Annotated in this window: 25 protein-coding genes; 3 read left to right on the top strand and 22 right to left on the bottom strand. The window is 56.3% G+C overall.

Translation table 11 applies throughout. The features are described 5' to 3' along the window. The 3 genes from ACP99_RS20725 to ACP99_RS00665 form a co-directional block, all read right to left on the bottom strand. Positions 1 to 459 (bottom strand): hypothetical protein (locus ACP99_RS20725; protein WP_231554190.1); only part of this gene is annotated, 459 nt, incomplete at its 3' end. Between the two features lie 27 nt (positions 460 to 486). After that, entirely contained in the window at positions 487 to 792 is a 306-nt protein-coding gene (locus tag ACP99_RS00670) for a hypothetical protein (protein WP_049984742.1), read from the bottom strand. 6 nt (positions 793 to 798) lie between these two features. After that, the gene (locus ACP99_RS00665; RefSeq protein ID WP_049984741.1) at positions 799 to 1398 is read right to left on the bottom strand and encodes a hypothetical protein; all 600 of its coding nucleotides are present in this window, start codon (positions 1396 to 1398) and stop codon (positions 799 to 801) included. Between the two features lie 386 nt (positions 1399 to 1784). Here ACP99_RS00665 and ACP99_RS00660 point away from each other — a divergent pair, with 386 nt between their 5' ends. Continuing rightward, positions 1785 to 2069: a hypothetical protein gene (locus tag ACP99_RS00660; protein WP_156105566.1), complete on the top strand. Its 285-nt coding sequence runs from the start codon at positions 1785 to 1787 to the stop codon at positions 2067 to 2069. A gap of 44 nt (positions 2070 to 2113) precedes the next feature. On the opposite strand, the gene ACP99_RS00655 is transcribed toward ACP99_RS00660, so the two are convergent. From ACP99_RS00655 to ACP99_RS00635, 4 genes are all read right to left on the bottom strand, one after another. Beyond that, on the bottom strand, positions 2114 to 3661 hold the full coding sequence (locus ACP99_RS00655) for a rhomboid family intramembrane serine protease (RefSeq protein WP_049984739.1): 1548 nt from the start codon (positions 3659 to 3661) through the stop codon (positions 2114 to 2116). A gap of 106 nt (positions 3662 to 3767) precedes the next feature. Further along, entirely contained in the window at positions 3768 to 4250 is a 483-nt protein-coding gene (locus tag ACP99_RS00650) for a hypothetical protein (RefSeq protein ID WP_123622939.1), read from the bottom strand. Positions 4251 to 4486: 236 nt separating this feature from the next. Continuing rightward, a complete protein-coding gene (locus ACP99_RS00645) occupies positions 4487 to 5158 on the bottom strand; it encodes a hypothetical protein (protein ID WP_049984737.1) in 672 nt (223 codons plus the stop codon). Between the two features lie 426 nt (positions 5159 to 5584). Further along, entirely contained in the window at positions 5585 to 6466 is an 882-nt protein-coding gene (locus ACP99_RS00635) for a hypothetical protein (protein ID WP_049984735.1), read from the bottom strand. A 105-nt stretch (positions 6467 to 6571) separates the two neighbouring features. On the opposite strand from ACP99_RS00635, the gene ACP99_RS00630 reads away from it, so the two are divergent. Next, positions 6572 to 6946 carry a hypothetical protein gene (locus ACP99_RS00630; RefSeq protein ID WP_081926995.1) on the top strand — a complete coding sequence of 125 codons (375 nt, stop codon included), beginning with the start codon at positions 6572 to 6574 and terminating at the stop codon, positions 6944 to 6946. A gap of 9 nt (positions 6947 to 6955) precedes the next feature. Here ACP99_RS00630 and ACP99_RS00625 read toward each other — a convergent pair whose 3' ends face one another. The 11 genes from ACP99_RS00625 to ACP99_RS00570 form a co-directional block, all read right to left on the bottom strand. After that, positions 6956 to 7468: a hypothetical protein gene (locus tag ACP99_RS00625; RefSeq protein ID WP_049984734.1), complete on the bottom strand. Its 513-nt coding sequence runs from the start codon at positions 7466 to 7468 to the stop codon at positions 6956 to 6958. An 87-nt stretch (positions 7469 to 7555) separates the two neighbouring features. Continuing rightward, positions 7556 to 8320: a CPBP family intramembrane glutamic endopeptidase gene (locus ACP99_RS00620; RefSeq protein ID WP_049984733.1), complete on the bottom strand. Its 765-nt coding sequence runs from the start codon at positions 8318 to 8320 to the stop codon at positions 7556 to 7558. 2 nt (positions 8321 to 8322) lie between these two features. Then, on the bottom strand, positions 8323 to 9321 hold the full coding sequence (locus ACP99_RS20310) for a hypothetical protein (RefSeq protein WP_049984732.1): 999 nt from the start codon (positions 9319 to 9321) through the stop codon (positions 8323 to 8325). 59 nt (positions 9322 to 9380) lie between these two features. Beyond that, positions 9381 to 9809: an HNH endonuclease gene (locus tag ACP99_RS21465; RefSeq protein ID WP_197052314.1), complete on the bottom strand. Its 429-nt coding sequence runs from the start codon at positions 9807 to 9809 to the stop codon at positions 9381 to 9383. Positions 9810 to 10256: 447 nt separating this feature from the next. After that, positions 10257 to 10772: a hypothetical protein gene (locus ACP99_RS00605; protein ID WP_049984730.1), complete on the bottom strand. Its 516-nt coding sequence runs from the start codon at positions 10770 to 10772 to the stop codon at positions 10257 to 10259. 502 nt (positions 10773 to 11274) lie between these two features. After that, entirely contained in the window at positions 11275 to 11673 is a 399-nt protein-coding gene (locus ACP99_RS00595; protein ID WP_049984728.1) for a hypothetical protein, read from the bottom strand. Positions 11674 to 11743: 70 nt separating this feature from the next. Then, the gene (locus tag ACP99_RS00590) at positions 11744 to 12133 is read right to left on the bottom strand and encodes a hypothetical protein (protein ID WP_156105564.1); all 390 of its coding nucleotides are present in this window, start codon (positions 12131 to 12133) and stop codon (positions 11744 to 11746) included. A 12-nt stretch (positions 12134 to 12145) separates the two neighbouring features. Then, positions 12146 to 12535 (bottom strand): hypothetical protein, encoded by a 390-nt coding sequence (locus tag ACP99_RS00585; protein WP_049984726.1) that lies wholly within the window; start codon positions 12533 to 12535, stop codon positions 12146 to 12148. A gap of 144 nt (positions 12536 to 12679) precedes the next feature. Next, on the bottom strand, positions 12680 to 13222 hold the full coding sequence (locus ACP99_RS00580) for a hypothetical protein (protein ID WP_049984725.1): 543 nt from the start codon (positions 13220 to 13222) through the stop codon (positions 12680 to 12682). A 79-nt stretch (positions 13223 to 13301) separates the two neighbouring features. Beyond that, positions 13302 to 13571: a hypothetical protein gene (locus tag ACP99_RS00575; RefSeq protein WP_049984724.1), complete on the bottom strand. Its 270-nt coding sequence runs from the start codon at positions 13569 to 13571 to the stop codon at positions 13302 to 13304. Further along, complete coding sequence (locus ACP99_RS00570; protein ID WP_049984723.1) at positions 13568 to 14032, bottom strand: hypothetical protein; 465 nt, start codon at positions 14030 to 14032, stop codon at positions 13568 to 13570. The genes ACP99_RS00575 and ACP99_RS00570 overlap by 4 nt, the downstream gene beginning before the upstream one ends. Before the next feature lie 91 nt (positions 14033 to 14123). Here ACP99_RS00570 and ACP99_RS19760 point away from each other — a divergent pair, with 91 nt between their 5' ends. After that, a complete protein-coding gene (locus ACP99_RS19760; protein WP_156105563.1) occupies positions 14124 to 14264 on the top strand; it encodes a hypothetical protein in 141 nt (46 codons plus the stop codon). 102 nt (positions 14265 to 14366) lie between these two features. On the opposite strand, the gene ACP99_RS00560 is transcribed toward ACP99_RS19760, so the two are convergent. The 4 genes from ACP99_RS00560 to ACP99_RS00545 all read right to left on the bottom strand — a co-directional run bounded on the left by ACP99_RS00560 (position 14367) and on the right by ACP99_RS00545 (position 18045). Then, positions 14367 to 14801, bottom strand: a complete 435-nt coding sequence (locus ACP99_RS00560) for a hypothetical protein (RefSeq protein WP_049984721.1) — start codon at positions 14799 to 14801, stop codon at positions 14367 to 14369. Between the two features lie 217 nt (positions 14802 to 15018). Beyond that, positions 15019 to 15372 (bottom strand): hypothetical protein, encoded by a 354-nt coding sequence (locus ACP99_RS00555; RefSeq protein WP_049984720.1) that lies wholly within the window; start codon positions 15370 to 15372, stop codon positions 15019 to 15021. Positions 15373 to 15527: 155 nt separating this feature from the next. Next, complete coding sequence (locus tag ACP99_RS00550) at positions 15528 to 16007, bottom strand: hypothetical protein (protein WP_156105562.1); 480 nt, start codon at positions 16005 to 16007, stop codon at positions 15528 to 15530. Positions 16008 to 16473: 466 nt separating this feature from the next. Continuing rightward, entirely contained in the window at positions 16474 to 18045 is a 1572-nt protein-coding gene (locus tag ACP99_RS00545) for a sensor histidine kinase (RefSeq protein ID WP_197052313.1), read from the bottom strand. Positions 18046 to 18395 lie beyond the last annotated feature (350 nt).

The raw sequence follows: 18395 nt of genomic DNA, 5'->3' as shown, positions 1-18395 counted from the left end.
AACGCGGTGGACTGTGAGGTCGGTGACGTCCTCGAGAGGCGGTGGCGTGACACGCTCGGGTTCCCAATGGGAGACCCTCCAATCCGGTTTTTCACCAGGTTCGACGTCCATCCGTGGGAAATCCGGCATTCCCGCTGGTGGGTATGTACGCCACTCAGGATCACTCGAATGGAGCGCTGCGACCATCGACTCATCGGCAGGGAGCCGTTTCTGGAAGTGAACGACCAATGAACGGCCTCCTCGAGTGAGCTGAATGTTAGTGATGACGCGACGTCGGTAAACAGCCTTCACCTCGGGAATTGGGAATCGACTTCGAGAGTCGATGACGGTTCGCTCAAAGATGTGATCGCCGGCGCGAATCGTCGATGCGAGCTCGGTTGGTTTGTTGCTGGCCAGCGAGGAATGGTCAAGAGGTGCTGGTTTTGACCCGTCACGAACGGGGAAAGCAAGTTCTGACATACTGAAGAGTCGACAGAGTGATGGCGGTTACTCGGTCTCCGGAGCGATGTGGTGGAGGGAGTGACCGTCTGGGGTAAACCACTCACAGTCGAAGGAGACTGATCGGGGGATATCCCCACAGCCGAATTCGAGGACTGCTTCGACCGTCTTGTCGTCGACGATCGTGACGCGGTATAGTTCGCCGTCGTAGGAATTCCAGTACCGCTCGCCGATTGCAACGTCGGTCCGTCCAGTCGTCGCGAACGCTGTTAATTTCCCGTCCGGAAGCTCTACCCGGAAGGCTATCCGATTCGGGTCGTTAAGCGTCTCGAAGAGCTGTGGCTCACTCGGCATAAAGCGCTAGAAATGGACGTCGGCGGGGACGAGCCATCCCCGGGACATCTGATCATCTTCTTTTGTGGCCGCTGTGGCGTCACCGTCGCCGCCGGAAGTACCGGACGAGGCGTTGTGTAGTCGATCGACGTATTTGTCGACGGCCGTCGGTGATACGAGACCGCCTCCGTATTCGTTATAGATGTACACTGACGGTCCTCGACATTCGGCGAGCTGTCCCAGGTGGAATCGTACTCCGTCGACGTTGTTCATCACGTCCTCAACGGAGAGATCGTCGACTTTCGATTGGAATTTTGACAATGTATCTCCGAACTCCTCCGTTTGTTCCTTGAGCGCATCATCGAGGAGTGCTTGTCCCTCTTCGCTGTCGAGTGGGAACGCTGGAGCGACCGTTGTCTCGTCGACAGTCTCAGAGCTGCCATCACTGATGACGTTCGCGACGTGCGGCTTGTAACGTGAGTCCGATTGATCGAACGTCCCGTAGTAGTCGTAGACACTGGCAGTATCGACGCCGACACCGACGAGTTTGTCGAGGGCGCTGTGAGCGCGGGCGAGGGCGTCGTCTTGAGTGGTACCGGGAACAAGTACGCGGATAAGCTGGTGCATCTATCGATGGAACCTCCACTCTTCGTGGAGGGTGAGAAATTCTCGGTGAAGGGTGTGATGTACAGCGTATAGATGGTAAACTACTGTGTCCACGCTGTGAGGTTTGCTTGCCGGACGGCAGGCGGATCGGTGTCATTGCCGATTACGGCGGCAGCATAGTTGCGAGCGATCGTTAATGCGATGTTGGGTCCGTATCCGTCGGGTGGATTTCGGATGTCGACCATCTCAGTTTCGTGTGCATAGTCCCACGGGGCGAGCGCGACGGTAGCGTTACCGCTGTCTCGCCCCACTTTGACGACAAAGTATGGATCTGTTTTAGTGGTCACTTCGAGACCGACTGCGGTCGTGCTCCCCGTAGGTCGCTGACCTTCGTGAGTACCTTCTCTATGGTAGTAGACGATTTCCTCTCTGCTCTCGATGTAGTAGTGCGTGAGTTCATAACCGGGTGGAGGGTCGAACACAGCCTCGTTATCAGCAGGGTGCTTCCAAGCGCCGGGAGAGACTGCTTCCATCCAATCGACGACTTTGTCGATCGCTCGGACAACACTACCCGAACGGTGGTCCTCCACGGCGTCGACGGTCGCGACCGGAGCACGGTTGTGGAAGTCTTGTACGCGGTCGTCGATGGCTTTGACAGCTACCTTGTCGAAGTGGTCGAAGCCGGCGACTGATTGAGGGGCATCGGGAGCTGTCCAGACGTGAAAGAATCCAGTACCTATTCGATGTCCAGTATCAGACCGCACTCACCCTCGAACCTGGGAGCTTCATTATACTCAATCAGTTTCTTTTCTAACTCCCCGAGTTCCATCTCGATGTCGTCAAGCAGTTCAGCAGCGTCGACTGCATCAGAGTATCCTGATACCGACTCAATATCGTCAATATGCATCTGCGGAGCTCTGGCGTACATACGGAACATGTACGGTTCCTTTCGGCTGTTCGCAAGGGACCGCTTGTAGTGATAGAGCATGATCGGTCTCCTCCGAAATTGGTCAGTATCTCCAAGCAATCGGAAGTGTTCGTCTTCCTCCTCTGCGCTGGTTTCGAAGGCGTCACCGACTGCTGATTTGAGATCCTCTTTGTCCTTGCCCGTCCGCTCCAACAGTAGCACTCGCTCGAACAGCCATTTGGCGTAGTTCTCCTCAAGAACATCGACCTGCCTCATATCAGGATACACGTCGATACTTAGGGTATTCACGAAATCATCGCGAATATCCAAAAATTCAGAGTATAGGTTGTCTATATGATCTACAGAGTCTCGGAGGTCTGAGGCGTGATTCGTTGTGAGATCTTCGAAGTACGGATCCCCTCGGAGACTCACCGGAACTGCGTGCATCGAATCTCTATCTACGAATAGCGGGACATCAGTCTCACGAACGGATGGGAAATATTCTAACCACTTGTCAGTACGAATCTGGAGGGTATCGGCATGGTTCCGTTGGGTCTCCAATTCCAGTTCACGTCGGAAGAGGTCGGCGCTCCGTCTCGTGTGGTCTGCGTACCAGATCGTGATGAGAACCAGGATGATCGTGGCTCCGGCTTGGACTGCCGTTGAGGTTGCTGGGTTCTCTGGAATCACTATCAGGAGGTAGACTATCACTGCTGTCTCGGCCAAGATCAGTACCAAGAGCGCCGTTCGGAACGGAGACTCTCTGGCTGCCTCGATTGTTCTGGAGATAGAACTCTCCACCTGAGACCTCGCGTAGACGAGTCCCAGAAGAATTCCTATGATTCCACCGGAGACATGGGCATATCCACCATTGTTGACGTAGATGTCAACAGCGTACTGTGAACCAATTACGAATGGCCCGAGGATGGCAAGGACATAGCGGACATTCTCCAATGGATCGTTCCACCCATTCGGCCGGTACAACGCCAGATACACGATGGCATAGAAGCCGACGACTCCCATAATTGCACCACTCGCCCCAGCTCCGATGTTGTCAGTCAGGTTTGTGTGGATGAGTCCTGCGAGGAGACCAGTTAAGACGTAGACACCAAGATACGTCTTCCGCGCTACGTATCGCTCCAGCACCAGTCCGTATACCAGAATCCCAACGATATTGATGCCCAGGTGTCGGACTGTTCCGTGAGCAAACAAGGAGAGTATCCATGCCGGTGTGGGATCGAATCCTGGAGTAAAGAGAAACCAGAACTCGAACGTCTCTATTCCCAACTGGGCGATGGTGAGAAGTTCTAGTAGATAGGTAATGAGGAGAATCACTATGAACGAGAGAGTCAGCCTCTTATTTGAGAGGAAAGTCATCACACGACTCATAGTGCTCGAATTCAAACAGCAACAAAATAAAATGTCTCATACCCGTTGAGTCGGAATTTGACCCTCAGCTTCGACTGAGATCCGTCCCAACGTATCAGGTTAGGAAGATTCCGGTCAAACAGAACGCAACTATCGAGAGCGTCGTGAGTGCGAATGAAAGCATAATGTGCCTAGCGGTGGATCGGTTCTCTTCAGCGCTATATTGGAGCATATCTGAATAACTCCTCAATAATACTTCTTCTATATCTTCAATTTCTACATCGGGAAAGTGCTCAATAGCCGAGTGACTAACGCCGATGTGCGTCCGGATTCCAAAATAGGTGAGTTCAGCCATCAGAATTGAACCCAACCACGCTAAGACCGCGACACCCCCAGATATGTACGCCTTCGTCGGGATTGGAGTTATACCGACACTGTTTGCTAAGAACGAACCTGCTGTAAGAACCAGGCTCCCTACTAAGAGGTTAATTTTAATTACCTCAATCGAATGATCACTGAATTGATTCTGATTTTCGATTAAGTGGTCTAAGGATGAACGTGCCTCCTCACTCATTCGACCGTATTTTTCGTCAGCCATATGAGATTCAGCCACTGGGATGACAATAAATTGGCTGGGTGAAGGTACTTGGTTCTCGATCTCACCTAGCCCAAGTTGTCAATATCTCTGTTCTCCTGAATGAACGTTACGTAGATCTCGAGCACCTCTAAAATCTCTCGAGAGGCGTTTTTACTCAAACACAGTGTATATCGCACACCTATCCTATCAGTCCTTAGAGTTGTACTAAATGAATCTCTGGATTTTTTACAATCCCATTAGAACATATCGAGACCGGCCTGCACGGGGTCGGTTGGACCTGCTGTCCCAGTGGACGTACTCTCGGACGTCTCGACTTCGACGCCGAGTGTCTGTCCGGGGAGACTGGGGAGGCTTTGGAGAAGCCGTTCGGAGTCCTCACCGGCCGCGAACCACTCGGCGAGAAATTCTGCTGCCGTTGTCGTGGAATCGTGGAGCCAGAATGCCGTCGGGACACCGTCGGTTTCGATGTCGAGTTCATTGACGTGCTCGGTGAACCAGCGGTCGCGGTCGCGCTTGAGCGCTTCGCGGAGGTCACGGGCTCTATCGCGAATTTCGTCGTCTGCGGGGAGGATCGGGAAGTTCGAGGGAAGCATCGCGTCCATTTCCTGGTCATTGCCGGCGATCCCGTCGAGGTACTGGCGGAAGGCGTACTGGTAGAGGCTGACGAACTCCGCGTTCGTGAATGCGGCGTGCGTGAGGGAGGCCGTCGAACAGAGTGCCGCGAGCTCGCCCCACGTTGCGACGGGTACACGCTCACCTGTCGGAGTGTCCTCAACGAGTGCGCAGCGTTCCTCGTGGATACCGTCTTCGAAATTAGCGGCGCCGGCGGCGTGGTCACTCGCGACGACCGGGTCAGCGGTAACGCGATAAGTCTGGATCTTGGTGAAGGTGGCTGTGTCGATCTGCATAGTCAGGAGGAGTGGGGTGCTTGGGAAGGCTCTCGTCGACCGTGTGAAGTCTGCAGGACATCGGGACTCATGAACAGGCTGGTGACGGGTCGTGTGGCTGGTGGTCGGTGCTATCGAGTGAATCGCAATCGGTCGTATTGCCTTGAGTGGGACACGACGGACAAGAAGCAGGGTCGTTGTCGTGTGGGCAACGGAGAGGAGCACCGTCCCGTTCGAGGACGGTTTGGACCGTATCGAATTGGACGACGATGATGGTGTCAGTCGCGACGTGATAATAGACGTCAGCGTCGACAACGGTGTTGTCGAGGACCTCAACAGGGATGGCGTCGTAGAGCGCTTCAGTGAGCGTAATCGCGGGCGACCCGCGAATAAGCCACTGCAGTTGGGGGTGGCTCCCCGAGTCTGCGATAGAGTGCGTCATCGTGATCACCGTTGCTTCCGGGGCGTGTGAGTGGCGGCGACGGTCGGGCTGACGAACCGACGGGCGCGCTGCGGGATGTCAACACCGACGTCGATCGGGAGAAGGTACTTGGCTTCAACGTCTCCTTCGTAAGCGTTGGCGAGACAAGACGCAGCCGCCAGTTCGTGTTTGCACATCACCGCCCACTTGTTCGTCTGCTTGTAGGGACAGCCACAGACGACAGCGTCTGACCAGGGAAGGAATGCGTAAGTGGACCCGCTGGCGAATTCCCCGACGAGAAGCGGTGCCGGGAGAGTGATCCCGTATTCGGCGGGCAGGATGTGGTTATCGAGCTGGGCTTCCCGAATGATGTCGTCTACATCGAGGTCGTGTTCGTCGGCATACTCGATGGGATCGGTGTTCGCGTCGACGATGACGACTCCGTGGAAAGTGTTTGCGTGGAGGGGGAGGAGGGAGTCGGCTGTTCCTTGAATAGTGTCGAGATTTTTCGGGATGAGTTCCGTGTACCACTTTCGGCGATTGGCGCGAATCTGCTCGAGCTCGTGGTAATGGGGTTCGAGCTCACCTGTGAGGAAGGCAGGAGCCTCGTCGAGGAAGTCATCGAGGCAGTCGTAGGAGGGGAAGAACCGGCGTTCGCTTTCGTAAGTATCGACGAGCGTTTTTTGGATGTACTGCCGGGCGAGCGGGGTGGGGGCGTGGGTGTCGTGAGACAAGAGCCCGCCAGCCTCGATGATGTCGAGACGGATGCGGTGCTCGATCGGTTCGATCTCCGGTGGGTCACTACCCGTGGTGTTCTCATAGTCTGGGTGTGATGCGTCGAGCGCGCCTGGGGGAAGTTCGAGCGGTGGGAGGTGCTCGTCCGCCGGGGTGATCTGGTGGGTAGACATCCGTAGTTACCTCCACCTCCTGTGGGGGGCGAGAAAGCAACCGGAGAGTGCTCATCGCGAGTTACCCCACAATAGTTATGGATGTGCCCCTCTGTGGGGTAACTAATGACGGACGACACTGAGCGCCCCTCTGGACCTAATCTTCCGGCACACGTTCGAGACACGGTGGACGAATTATCGGTCGAGGAGCTGGAGGACTTGGCTGACTACGCACAGGCTCTCGCCAATTGGAAGCGGGAGCAACTACCTGCGTCTCCAGATACCGCTCCAGAGGATGCCGTCGACGATGATGTCGTCGAGGACCTCGAGGGGCAGGGTGTCTCGGTGGATCCCGACGACTACGATGATGTCCCCGCTACAGGGGCCTACATCACGGTGAAGGAACCGAAACAGGGATACAGGTATTATTATTGGCAATGGCGAGACGGTGACAGTTGGAAGAACGAGTATATCGCGCCTGTCAATCCGAAGGGGGACTGATCCTGGTGATTAGATGACGGTGAAGTTTCCGAAGACGCCCTCGAATTCTTTGCGACCGAGGGTCGGCGATCCGTGGAGCCAAGTGTGGTGGGCGCCGCGCTGGACTTTGAGATAGGGGTGGCCGCCGTCGTTTCGGAGCATCTTGAGCTGCTTACACCATTTTCCTTTTTCGTTTGTACCGATCTCCGCGAGAAGCCCTTCTCCACCCTCCTGGTTGTCAGCCCAATCGGCGAGAACATCGAAGTTCGCGGGTGAGAATGGATCAACGGGGAGCGTATTCCGGACTTCCGTAATGATGTCGCGGAGTTCGTTGGGGTAGAAGACGACGGGAGTCGGATCGGGGTGGTCGTTGTCGGTTGGATCGTATGTGGAGTCGAATTCGTAGCCGATTTCAGCGGTTTGATAGCCCGTTGCGGCCCGGCCGTACTCTGAGGGCCGATCGAGGTCTGTTGGTGTCACGATTGCGAGCGACGTGGTGCCGTCGTCGTCTCCCCAGTTCGCTTCTGCTAATGCGAAACGCATAGCCCACTCGTCGTATATCCGATATTAAAAAATACCGGTAGAATAGGTGTGAACAGCGGGATGGCTTGGGTGAGACCGGGACGGCCGTTAGTAGAGGTTACTGAGGCCGAGATTGGCGAAGAGGATAGCGTTATAGCTACCGTGAATGAGGATCGGGACGAAGAGTGAGTCGGTACGCTCGTAGGCGAAGCCGAGGATGAGTGATAGCGCAAAGAGTGAGAGGAGGACATTTCGGATGCCGCTCAAAGATCCCTGCAAGGCGAAGAGATGCACGCTCGCGAAAAAGAGGCTGGCGAGGAGTATTGCTCCGATGGCAGAGAAGTGCCTGCGGAGATACCCTTGAATGAGGCCGCGAAACAGGATTTCCTCGCAGGGTCCAGTGATAAGAAGGGATAGGACGATGAGCCCGCCGAACATCGAAAGGGAGGCGTGTTTGGTGGCCTCGATCGCAGCCGCGTTCTGTGCAGTTGGAGCGTTGAAAAACGTGAAGAGGGACGTGAGTACGTATTCTGTGACAATCATCACGAGAATGCCGCCGAGTATCCAGCGGGCGTCGCGGTGGGTCGGACGACGGAAGCGAAGGCCTGCGGGGAGGAAGTCCGTTTTCCAGTAGAGGAGACCACTGACAAAGATCGCATATCCGAGTTCACTAAACGCGGCGGAGGCGAGGAAGCGTGCCGTCTCTGACTGCTGGGCAACTGGGGAGGCCTGATCGAGAACGACGATGCCCACATAGCCGACGATGAGACTGGTAATGATCGCGCCGAAGATGAAGACGAGTACGAGGACGATGGAGCGAAGCGTTCGCCAGAGGTAGATGACGTCCTCTTCGAATGTACTATCTGTGGCCATCGCTATTCGCGTCGTGTGTATCGGTTGAGGCTCCAGCCGAGAGCGCGGTCGTAGTCCGGCGTGGGCGAGCCCGTTCCGCCGACGAGCTCCTGAAACTCGACGGTCATCCTCGCTTGACTCCCTGGTGCGTCGCGCCATCGGATGACTGTTCCCCCAGTGCGGTCGTTGGTGTCGACGGTGACGGTACCGAAGCGGTTGTCGGGATCGTCGTGATCGAGCTTTGGGTTGCAGAACGCGGCGACTTCAGAGGCTGAGTAAAAGCCGTCGTCGCGACCACGGTTCGTCTCGACGGGAAACTTGAAATCGTCCTGCTCGGTACAGCGGAAGACTCCTGAGAGTTCATACTCGTCGACGGTTTCACTCGTGGTGTATCCCGATCCGAGCGCGGGAGAGTCCACTGTGCCCGTAGAAATGAGGAGGGCTGCGGTATCCGGTTCCGGGAAGGGTCGAACGTACCGATAGATGTGTTGGCAGTCGGTGTTCGTACACTGTCGGAGTTCGACGGCCTTTCCGGCCTGCTGTTCGATACGTATCGGTTCGCCACTGCGTTCTTCACACGCGGGGCAGACGCGATGATCGCTATCGGGCGTCCAGGTGTGGAGACAGTCGAGGCGGTCTTCCTCGAGGCGGTAGACGCGGTCAAACCGCGCAAGCAAGTCACTCGGCTGCGGGGCGCGATCGTCGTCGTCTTCGGGGAGGTCGTGTGTCCACGCGATGCCGGCTATCGACGACTGCTGGTTGATGGTGCCCCCGATGAGCCGCCCTTGTGTGCCGTCTTCGGCGACGACTGAGAGCGGGCTGTGGAAGATCCCGAAGTTTCGCTTGACGACCGCGTATTCGGTGCCATCGATCCAGAGAAGGTCGCCTTCGTCTGCCGCGTAGAGGTCTTCGGCTGTCTCCACGGAAGCCGTTACTCGCTCCGCAGGAGGTTGTTCGAGGACGTGTCCCTTGTAGTCGAGCCCCGTGAGCTGCGCTTGAGGAGTTCTGGTCGAGTCGGTCATAAGAGGCGCTCGCTGTCTATCGGCGACGAAAAAACTCCACCTCCCGGCAGTGCCAAACGTCAGTTGTCTCCGCGAACGTGGTCACGGAACGCAGTTCGAGTCTGTCCCTTCTCGAGCATCTTCCGAGTGAACGCGCGATACTCACAGCGTGCGTGGCCGAGGACTTGCGGATCGAGTGATCCGTCCCACTTAACGAGTTCGCGGATGTCGATGTCCTCAACTGTAATGTGACACGACCGACAGAGTGTCACGAGATTCTCGAGGGTGTGGGCCTGCTGTGGATCATCGAAGTCAGCAACTCGAATGATGTGGTGAACATCTAACTCGCGCTCAAACTCAGATTCATGAACCCCGCACAATTGACACTCGAACGAATCCCGCTCTCGTGCTTGCTTACGAGCATATACCCAGTTTCCATTGTATTTTGGTCTCTCCCCGCCGGTCCACCGTGGGTTATTTTCTTTTCTCCACTGACCCGACTCACGCATATGGGTTGCTTTGCAGGCTATGGAACAGAATCGGGACCCTCGTTCAGCTTCGGCGGGGATTAGTTTGTATTCGTCACCGCATTGTTCGCAATTCAGTGTGACCTCTCCACCTTTCCAGTTCGGAGCCTTCTCTCCGGTCCAATTATTGGACCGAAACTCGTTATGGCATTCGACTGAACAGAAACTTGACCGTTCCACTCGGTTAGGCTTTTCTCGATAAGTATCTCCACAATTCGCACAGGTTAGTTCGACCCCCGCAATGGATTCACCATGGACCCGTGTGTGGTGTCGTTTCATATACCCTCTACTGCTGAAATCGTCCTTGCCACACGTTGGACATGTGGTGTCCTCTGACTGACTATCGGTCATTCTCTCAAATGCGGCTTCCGGACGCTTCACGGCTATGCTGTTGTGTTCGTATCATCTAGTGAAATTGCTTGCAGACTTTTAATGCTTGACCAGGATGCTTTCATGCCCCCAGAGTTCATCCCCGGCAAGGATGGCGTTCGCCTCCCAAGGGACGCCTGTGATCTTTTCGGAGAGTTCACGGGGGTTCCAGGGTATTCCGTCGTCGGCCGACGAGACGTCCGTAACCTCGGGATTCGAAATCGTGCGATCCTCTTCGAGGGTGAAGAACACTCGGGCCTCGTTGAAACCCTCACACGGAAAGTAGAGGCGGCGCGCGGCGCAGTCCTCGCAGTAGGTCGCGAGTGGCGTGAGCGGCCGCTTCCCGGGATGCGCGCGCATTTTGGACTGCCAGACAGGATGGTCGGGATTGAGGACGCGATCGGTAACGTACTGTGCGACACGGGGAGTGCTCGCATAGGCGACGCCAGCGGCACAGAAGTCGCAGATGAAGCGGTCGGGATGGTCGTGTTTCGTCTCGTACGTATGGCCATCGTAGAGATCGATGAGCTGTGCAACGGTCCAGTCGGGGTTGATACGGGTGTCGTGGTCGATCATCGGTTACCTCCTGATCGGGACGCCGTTGAAGCGGACGTTGAGGATACCGCGGTAGTGTCGCTCTCCGTGTCGAATTGGTCTCCCTCCCCGACGTCGTTGACCTGTATATCGTACCACCAGAGCTCGCCATGGCGACCCTCCTGTTTCCGGTGGAACCCGGTGGATTCGACGAGTCTGATACCTGCCAGATTTTCCTTGTGAAAGCGACAGCGGAGGCGTGAATACTCGTCTTGGGGTCGGTCCAGAATTGCGGTCGTGATGTCTATCCGTCGCGCGTTCGGTGTGACGGCGAGTCGACTCACGAACGGCATCTCGACGGTATCGACGACTGCCATTCCGAGTCGGTCGCCGTCGAGAAGGGCCTCCCACACCTCTCCCTGTTCTTCGATGGCGGTTAGAGTCGGGACATCGTCGATCTCGTCGAAGAAGCACCACACGGCGTTTGGCGAGGGCCGTGAGTATCCGACAGCAAGTCGGGATCGGTGTCGATGGATGCCATCGGTCAGGTGGTCAGATTTTGGTACGGGACGTGCGAGAGGTACGCCCGGCACTCGGGGCAGATAACCGAGAGGACGGGACCGTCCGCGTCGCCAGTCTTGACGTACTCGAACTCGCCGTGACTCGAGTTGTAAATGTCTTCGCTGACCGTCATGGCGCTCAGTGCTTCGGTCCCACAGACAGGACAGGGCTCTCCGAACCCCCAGTCCGGTTCGTGAATTGATTGCCGGATTTTGAGTGCGTTGGACGGAAGCTGACGGAGGAGTTTCTGGACGTATTCGGGACTGACAGTATCATCGTCCGGCGATTTGGTGAGGATGAGGAGTGACTCAAGAACGTCTGAGGGGGATTGATCTTCGGAGTCGATTCGCTCTTCTTTGATGTTGATGACGATGACTGTCATGGAAGGCTTGAGAAGGGAGCTGCTGGGTTTGACACCCCGCGGGGCTACTAGCGGATTTGGACGTGGTGGGTTAGTCCACGTCGATAGGCGTGTCGAGACGGGCGGCGGCGACGCGATACGCGGCGACAATCTCGTCGACGGTGACGTCGTCGTCGTCTGCTTCGCGCTCGATGGTGATCTCGATCTCGCGGCGGACGGTGTCTGCGTCGTGGTTGTATCGCCAGATACCTTGTTCAACGCGGGGGTGGGTCAGGATGTTGTTCGGGATCCCGAGGACGTCGACGGTGCGGAGGACTTCGGCGGTTGCGTGAACCCGGTCCCCGTAGCCATCGATCCCTTCTCGGAGCGCCTCGATGGCGTCTTGGAAGGTGAGGTCACTGGCCTCTTCACTGGCGCCGATGTGTGCGGAGACGGCGTCGGACGTTTCGGTGGGAAGCTGGCGCTGGGGTTCTGAGGTCATATTCACTTTTAGTTAGTGCGAGAGTGGACTGCTTTGATCGAGCGGAATACTCGTGACCTCGACGAGTTCGAGGTGGCTGTCCGCTTGTGCCTGCTTGGCCGCCTTCCCACGGTTCGTTGTGAGTGTCGGGCCGAACTGACCGAGCTTGAGGAGGGTGTCTCGTTCCGTGTTGAGCACACCGTATTGGGTGATTTCATCTCCTGCTGCGGGCTCGCCGGTGCGGTCGATGACATTGATGTTGAGCGACTGCCACGGCTTCCCGGTGTACTCGACGTGGACGTCCTCGCCGTGTTGGCGGGCGATGTAGTCCCACGCTTGGACGAGTCCCTTCAGGGCATCGTGGCGTTCGCCTTGATCACGACCGAGTATGTCGACCGTGAGAGCTGTCGTCGCAAACGCCATATGGACTCCTTGTCGGTTCTTGAGCTGCTGTTCGACATCGAGTCTCTCAGGCAGGTCCGAGAGAGCGAATTCTGACGGTGGAAGGAACGATCGCATTTTGTGCACCTCACTTCAGATGGAGGTGAAAAACAACAGGTGGTGCGGCTACTCGTGCCAGATTCGAGCATCGAGGAACGGGTCTTCGTGATAGATCTCGGCGTCGTCGAAGACGCGGTTGAGCTGGCGCTTGACCCGGCGGAGGCTCGGTGCGCGCTCCGGGGGACGGAATTGGAACGCGGAGTACCAGGTTGCTTGGTCTTCTTCGATACCTTTCGGGAGGAGGACGGGTGTAAGTGCATCCGACCAGAGATTCCGATCATCAAGGATGGCTTCGAGTGTATTGTGGGAGAGGGATTCACCGGAGGCATCCTCGGCGTAAACGAAGACTGTCTTTGGATATGAGCTACCGACCTTGTAGTCGCGGTTGTACTGATGGTTGAGGCCACCGAGAGCGTGGTATTCAGCCCCGGTCTTGGGGTCGATCGGGCCGAATTCGCCGGGTTCGCCGACAGCCTCGAAGTTGCCCGAGGGCATATAGCGTTCGTGGAGCGGGGAGTGCGTCACGTGGGCGTACGCAAGCCGGCTGAGAGTGGTGAACGGTGCGGCCGAATCGGTGTCGTCGGATGGCGTGGTGGATGCGTTGGACATAGTATCGGATCAGGTTACGACGGAAGTCCGGGGGTGTTGGTGAGTCAGGACTACTCCGGCGACGGGATGAAAGGGATAATCACGCGCTCTCTTGGTTGATGGCGGTCTCCTCGTCGGCAGGAACGAGCTCGTCGCGATCGCGGCGCTCATCGCAATTCGTACAGTAGACGCCTTCCTCTTCAACGTCACTTCCGACAACCTCACCGCGCTTCATACCGACCTCTTCGAAAGTATCGTTCTCGTACTTCTGGATGTCGCCGAACTGGACTTCTTCGATGATCCAAGAGAACGACCGGCCGCCGCACTCTGGGCAGGTCATCGGAACCGGCGTGTTCTTTTCAGACGTCATACGTCGACCTCCACGTTCTCTAGGGCCCGTTCGTACAGGGCATCAGTGATCTGCGTCTCGGTTTCAGAGATTGCCGACTCGAGTGAGCGTTCATCTAGATCGTCGATGTCTGGATCTGCGCGCTCGCCGTCGATGAGGTGTTGCGTTGCGACTGCCGTATGGGCTGCGAGAACGGTGATAGCGGCTTCAAAGGCTGGGCCACTGAGGATGTATGTTTGCATCTCTCGATAGGCAGCGTCGTAGTCTTCGGGCGAGCCGGGAGAAGGAACAATGTCGTTGAGCGAATTGGTCGTGGTGAGGTCGTACGCGATGGCGTCTTGGGAGTCGTAGCCATCGCGGAGGGCGATACCAAAGCCGGCACGTTCCAGCGTGTCGAAAAGATCAATGAGTGCGGCTTGTGAGGTGTCGTCAGGGACGAAAAGCGAGGCAACGGCGTCCTCGTCTCGAGTGCTGTCTGTCATCTGTTTTTGAAACCTCTTCGCCTCTGTAACGGAGGAGAAAAAATTGGGCTCGAAATAGTAGTTACTTGGGGCGGTAAGCGGGGCCCGATTCGTGCCTCGTGACTTCGGTTACCGTGATGGCGTCGACGTCGACCTCGAGAACACCGGGATGGTCAGGGGTGGCAGAGAGATTGGAGAGCGCCTCATTGAGGCGTTCTTGAAGCCAGTCGGGGTAGATGTCGGCTGGAATTGATTCGTCGAGGTCCTCTGTTGCACCAAGGGGAATCTGCACGTCGATGGTTACCGTTCGATCGTGGTGAGTGGACGAATTCATAGGTGTGGAGCTGTAGGTAATCTACCGCTGGTCTCGAATCGCGTCGAGACTAAAGTCCTCGTCAGGGTTGCGGATGGCCTCGAGCGTGTCGGTGACGAATTCGAGCGCCTCAATCTCTGACTGAAGCCGGGCGATTTCTTCCTCGCGGTCTTGGATGGCGTCGATGATGGCGGCTTCTGCCTGCTGGTAGTCAGCGTCCTCACGGACGTCGTTGTCGTCGTCCTCTTGGATTGATGTGGTGAGTGCCGATGACGGGAGTTTCCCGTCGGGGCGGGGGACCGTCTCTTCTTCAACTTCGATAGCGACACGTCGGACGTGCTTACAGCCGCCCTCTGGATCGCGATCTTGGTAATCCGGACAAGTACACGTTTCGTCGATGAGGTCGATAGTGTAGGTCTCCCCGGACTCGCCGGTTACTGAGTAGATGCCGCCCTGCTTGAGGAGCGCGACATCCATCGTTTCATTACGAGCGCGTTCGTCACGTCGGTCAGTACTCTGAGGCAGCGTTGGGGACGAGTCGGATGCGTCCCTGGCTGATGCGGTGGAGTGTGAACTCACGATACGATTCCTCCACCTGCTGGCAGGGGAGTGAAAAACGCCCACGTGTCTGATCGCTAATCTATGCTTGTGCTGGCTGACGATGCTCTTGAGGGCGTTCTGTAAGTCGAGAACGCTATTCGGGTGTTTCGGAGCAAGGTTCTGCAGATCGAGTTCCCGTTTCTTGGTCGTTCTTCTTGACCTGGGTGGTGAGGACTCGGTGGGTGTCGGAGTCGTGGATGCGACGCAGGCGCTCGAAACCGTCTTGAGGGTTCGGTCCTGCGAGGGCGATGACGAACCAGCCTGAGTCAGGTGCGCCACGAGTTGCGTTGAGGACGCGGTAGATACGGCCAGACTCATCATCGAGGAAGAGAACTTCCAAGGTCTTGCCCTCTGAAGAGTCTGCTCGATCAAGCGCGGTGAGGACGCACTCGTCTTCGAATTGGTCGCGGAGCTGCTCGAACGAATGTGGGCTATCCGTGTCGATCATCGGTTGTTCTGTCCTCTACTTCTCGAGGGGTCGAAAAACGCTGGTAGGGATGCTGGAAGAAGATGTTGACTACGTTCTTGAAGCCGAGGAGGGTTTCGGGATCAATCTGACCGCCGATGAGTCGCCGTTGTCACTAACGGATTTCTCAATTCGAGCTAATTGTGAATCTCTATCCACTCTTGATACTCTTCGGTAGAGAGCAACCGACCACACTGTGCGCAGTAATGTAGATCGCGTCCCCCTTGCTTTCGCTCTACAGACAATCGGGTGCCGCTCTCAATTGAAGCACAATTGTCACAGGTTTCGTTGGCCCGTTGTTCCTGCCGTCGCTGACGTGCTTCATCAAGATGCTCCATCATTTCATCAATCTCGGTGCGATTCTCCTCATCTTGCTGGATGAACTCGGCGTCCAGCACTTCCACCGTGATTATCTTTGGCTCCGTCTCGGTGTTGACATCACTAATTCTGGCGGTAAAGATACACATGTCGCCTGGAGCAATTCGTGTCTTGACCGCCTGTTCATATCTAATTTGGACCTCTTGAACGGCCTCTAAGAAATCAAGATCAAGGAACTCGGCCTGTTTATTTGGAAGGACTCTGACGGGCATTTCGCCCACCGCGCCAGTGTCAGTCACCCATCGCCAGTCCGTCATCAATTGCGTATAATGCTGGAAACTTGTTAGTAATTACCCGGCCGTGGTTGATGACCCGACTGATCTGTACGTCTGTGTTTGGTCAGAGTTTGCGAACCTGGTCGTCGAGTGAAGCTCCACACGACCAGCAATCTCCTGTCGCCCCGGCATTTGCGGTGCCACAGGCTGAACAGACGTGGAGGGGGATATCCACATCAATCCGCAGTTCTGCGGTGCCACAGTCCGGGCAGGGACCAGCGTCGTGGGGGAGCGGGCGGTCGTATCGACGACAATCTGGGTTCGTGCAGTAGCGCACCATCCCATTGTGTGATTAATTCTCATTCATCAAATAATTAAGCTCTCAAAATTGGGTGACGGAGTCCAGTACTACTTCGACGGAATCGACAGTGAGCGACACAACGTATGATCCTGCTGACTGGCCTATTTCAGCGTGGTTGTGTAGCGGATTTCACGTCCGAATTTCGAAGCGAGCGCCCCCGGCTGTGCCATCGGTGACCTCGATCGACCAACCGTGGGCCTCCACAATTCGGCTGACGATCGCGAGCCCGAAACCCGTACCGTCTTGGTTTGTTGTGTACCCGCTCTCGAATACATCTTCGCGATCGGATGTCGAAATCCCTGGTCCGGTGTCTTCGATAAAGAAGCCATCACCATTCTCAAGGCTTCCAACACGAATCGTGACGGCCTCGCCGCCGTGGTCGATCGCGTTTCGATAGAGGTTCTCGAACATTTGGAGGAGGCGACTGCGATCAGCGTTGAGACGCAGATCCGTCTCGACTTTGAGTGTCGCAGTGTCCGTATCAACGTTTCGCCAAGCCTGTTTAGCAAGAGTATTGAGGGAGATCGTCTCTGTCTCGCCGACTGCTTCTCCCTGTCGAGCGAGTGTGAGCATATCTTTGATGAGGCGTTCCATACGGTCTAACGCACGCTCGATGGCGTCGAAGTGTTCACTGTTATCGGTGCTATCGATGAATTCGAGCCGTCCTCGGGCGACGTTCAACGGATTCCGGAGATCGTGGGAAAGGATACCGGCAAATTCCTCCAGCCGGTCACGCTCTCGCCGAATCGTCGCCTCTGCGGACAGTCGCTCGAGAGCTGTCACGACGTGAGTCGATAACATCTCCGCGACTTCCTCGTCGCGCTTGGCGAACACGTTCGGCTCAAACGAAAACACCTGTAGTACACCATATTCTTCGAGCGGAATACTCAACAATGCGCGAGGGTCGTTGCTGGCTTGGGGTTCGGGGTGTACTCCACCATCGCGGATTGTCAACGCCGTAGCCCCCCGAGTCTCCCCGAGGTCGTCGACCCGGACAACCGTGTTCGAAAGGTAACTCTCCCCGGCGTATCCGAAGGAGGTTGGTACCGGGTCATAACCATCTACACTACCAGGGTTTGAACTGGTGACCGGAACCAGTTGGTCACCTTCTACTACTGCGAGGTGGGCGACATCAGCATCGAATAACTTGACTGCGCCGGCAGCAGCGTGTTGGTGGATCGCTGCCGTCGAGTCCGCTCTAGTGATTTCGGTAGCGAGCTCGTGGAGCTGTGTCACCTTCGAGGTGTGATTACGGAGTTGTTGCTCTGCCACTTTCCGATCTGAGACGTCCTGAATGATCCCCGTAAAGAGATGATCCCCGTCAATAGGATACTCCCCGAAGCTAATCTCGATCGGGAATTCCTCTCCGTCGGCGCGAAGGCCGTGTGCCTCGAGCCCGTTCCAGTCGAACGTTTGTTCCCCCTCTGAGAGATATTTGGCCAGCCCATTCTGATGCGATTCCCGTAACTCCTCGGGCATTAGCTTCGTTAGTGGTTCGCCAACTATTGCTGACTGTTCATATCCGAAGAGTTCGTTGACAGCGTCGTTCGCATACCGTATTGTGCTCGTCTCGTCGATAGTCACGACGCCCAACGACGAGTTCTCCGTCAATGCTCGGAACCGTGCCTCAGACCGCGCCAGCTCCCGTTCGCGCTGCTGTAAACCAGTTGCGTAGTAGCCCAGGAGGATGCCTGCTGCCATGAAAATCCCTGCTCCATTGAGGGCGAGTTTCCCCGGCTCAGCGGCTGGATTATGTTCGAGCGAGATAACGAAAATGAACCAGATAATAACCGCAACACCAGTGATCGCCCCACCTGTCCAGAGTGCCAGTTGACTGATTCGGGACTCTTGGTGAGTTCGTTCGAGCCAAATCCCGCCGATAAGCAAACAAATCCCGATTGTGGCTGGTAGTGCTACTTCGAGAAAGTCGACTACGGCATCGTCTCCATCGATAAGGACCCAGCCAAGCGTACAGATGAAAAGTAGAAGTCCGGAGAAGGCAATCGACCACCTCCGTATCGGACGATACAAACCTCTCATCTGCCGTCAAT

It is taken from the genome of Halobellus rufus, assembly GCF_000739575.1.
GTDB lineage: Archaea > Halobacteriota > Halobacteria > Halobacteriales > Haloferacaceae > Haloquadratum > Haloquadratum rufum.
Note: the sequence above shows the minus strand (reverse complement) of the source record. Positions and strands in the feature narration are given on the sequence as shown.

What these genes read in the sequence shown, in the direction of transcription:
- ACP99_RS00670 (WP_049984742.1), bottom strand. Translation starts at nt 792, where the DNA reads ATGCCGAGTGAGCCACAGCTCTTCGAGACGCTTAACGACCCGAATCGG.
- ACP99_RS00665 (WP_049984741.1), bottom strand. Translation starts at nt 1,398, where the DNA reads ATGCACCAGCTTATCCGCGTACTTGTTCCCGGTACCACTCAAGACGAC.
- ACP99_RS00660 (WP_156105566.1), top strand. Translation starts at nt 1,785, where the DNA reads ATGGTAGTAGACGATTTCCTCTCTGCTCTCGATGTAGTAGTGCGTGAG.
- ACP99_RS00655 (WP_049984739.1), bottom strand. Translation starts at nt 3,661, where the DNA reads ATGACTTTCCTCTCAAATAAGAGGCTGACTCTCTCGTTCATAGTGATT.
- ACP99_RS00650 (WP_123622939.1), bottom strand. Translation starts at nt 4,250, where the DNA reads ATGGCTGACGAAAAATACGGTCGAATGAGTGAGGAGGCACGTTCATCC.
- ACP99_RS00645 (WP_049984737.1), bottom strand. Translation starts at nt 5,158, where the DNA reads ATGCAGATCGACACAGCCACCTTCACCAAGATCCAGACTTATCGCGTT.
- ACP99_RS00635 (WP_049984735.1), bottom strand. Translation starts at nt 6,466, where the DNA reads ATGTCTACCCACCAGATCACCCCGGCGGACGAGCACCTCCCACCGCTC.
- ACP99_RS00630 (WP_081926995.1), top strand. Translation starts at nt 6,572, where the DNA reads ATGACGGACGACACTGAGCGCCCCTCTGGACCTAATCTTCCGGCACAC.
- ACP99_RS00625 (WP_049984734.1), bottom strand. Translation starts at nt 7,468, where the DNA reads ATGCGTTTCGCATTAGCAGAAGCGAACTGGGGAGACGACGACGGCACC.
- ACP99_RS00620 (WP_049984733.1), bottom strand. Translation starts at nt 8,320, where the DNA reads ATGGCCACAGATAGTACATTCGAAGAGGACGTCATCTACCTCTGGCGA.
- ACP99_RS20310 (WP_049984732.1), bottom strand. Translation starts at nt 9,321, where the DNA reads ATGACCGACTCGACCAGAACTCCTCAAGCGCAGCTCACGGGGCTCGAC.
- ACP99_RS21465 (WP_197052314.1), bottom strand. Translation starts at nt 9,809, where the DNA reads ATGCGTGAGTCGGGTCAGTGGAGAAAAGAAAATAACCCACGGTGGACC.
- ACP99_RS00605 (WP_049984730.1), bottom strand. Translation starts at nt 10,772, where the DNA reads ATGATCGACCACGACACCCGTATCAACCCCGACTGGACCGTTGCACAG.
- ACP99_RS00595 (WP_049984728.1), bottom strand. Translation starts at nt 11,673, where the DNA reads ATGACAGTCATCGTCATCAACATCAAAGAAGAGCGAATCGACTCCGAA.
- ACP99_RS00590 (WP_156105564.1), bottom strand. Translation starts at nt 12,133, where the DNA reads ATGACCTCAGAACCCCAGCGCCAGCTTCCCACCGAAACGTCCGACGCC.
- ACP99_RS00585 (WP_049984726.1), bottom strand. Translation starts at nt 12,535, where the DNA reads ATGGCGTTTGCGACGACAGCTCTCACGGTCGACATACTCGGTCGTGAT.
- ACP99_RS00580 (WP_049984725.1), bottom strand. Translation starts at nt 13,222, where the DNA reads ATGTCCAACGCATCCACCACGCCATCCGACGACACCGATTCGGCCGCA.
- ACP99_RS00575 (WP_049984724.1), bottom strand. Translation starts at nt 13,571, where the DNA reads ATGACGTCTGAAAAGAACACGCCGGTTCCGATGACCTGCCCAGAGTGC.
- ACP99_RS00570 (WP_049984723.1), bottom strand. Translation starts at nt 14,032, where the DNA reads ATGACAGACAGCACTCGAGACGAGGACGCCGTTGCCTCGCTTTTCGTC.
- ACP99_RS00560 (WP_049984721.1), bottom strand. Translation starts at nt 14,801, where the DNA reads ATGGATGTCGCGCTCCTCAAGCAGGGCGGCATCTACTCAGTAACCGGC.
- ACP99_RS00555 (WP_049984720.1), bottom strand. Translation starts at nt 15,372, where the DNA reads ATGATCGACACGGATAGCCCACATTCGTTCGAGCAGCTCCGCGACCAA.
- ACP99_RS00545 (WP_197052313.1), bottom strand. Translation starts at nt 18,045, where the DNA reads ATGGCAGCAGGCATCCTCCTGGGCTACTACGCAACTGGTTTACAGCAG.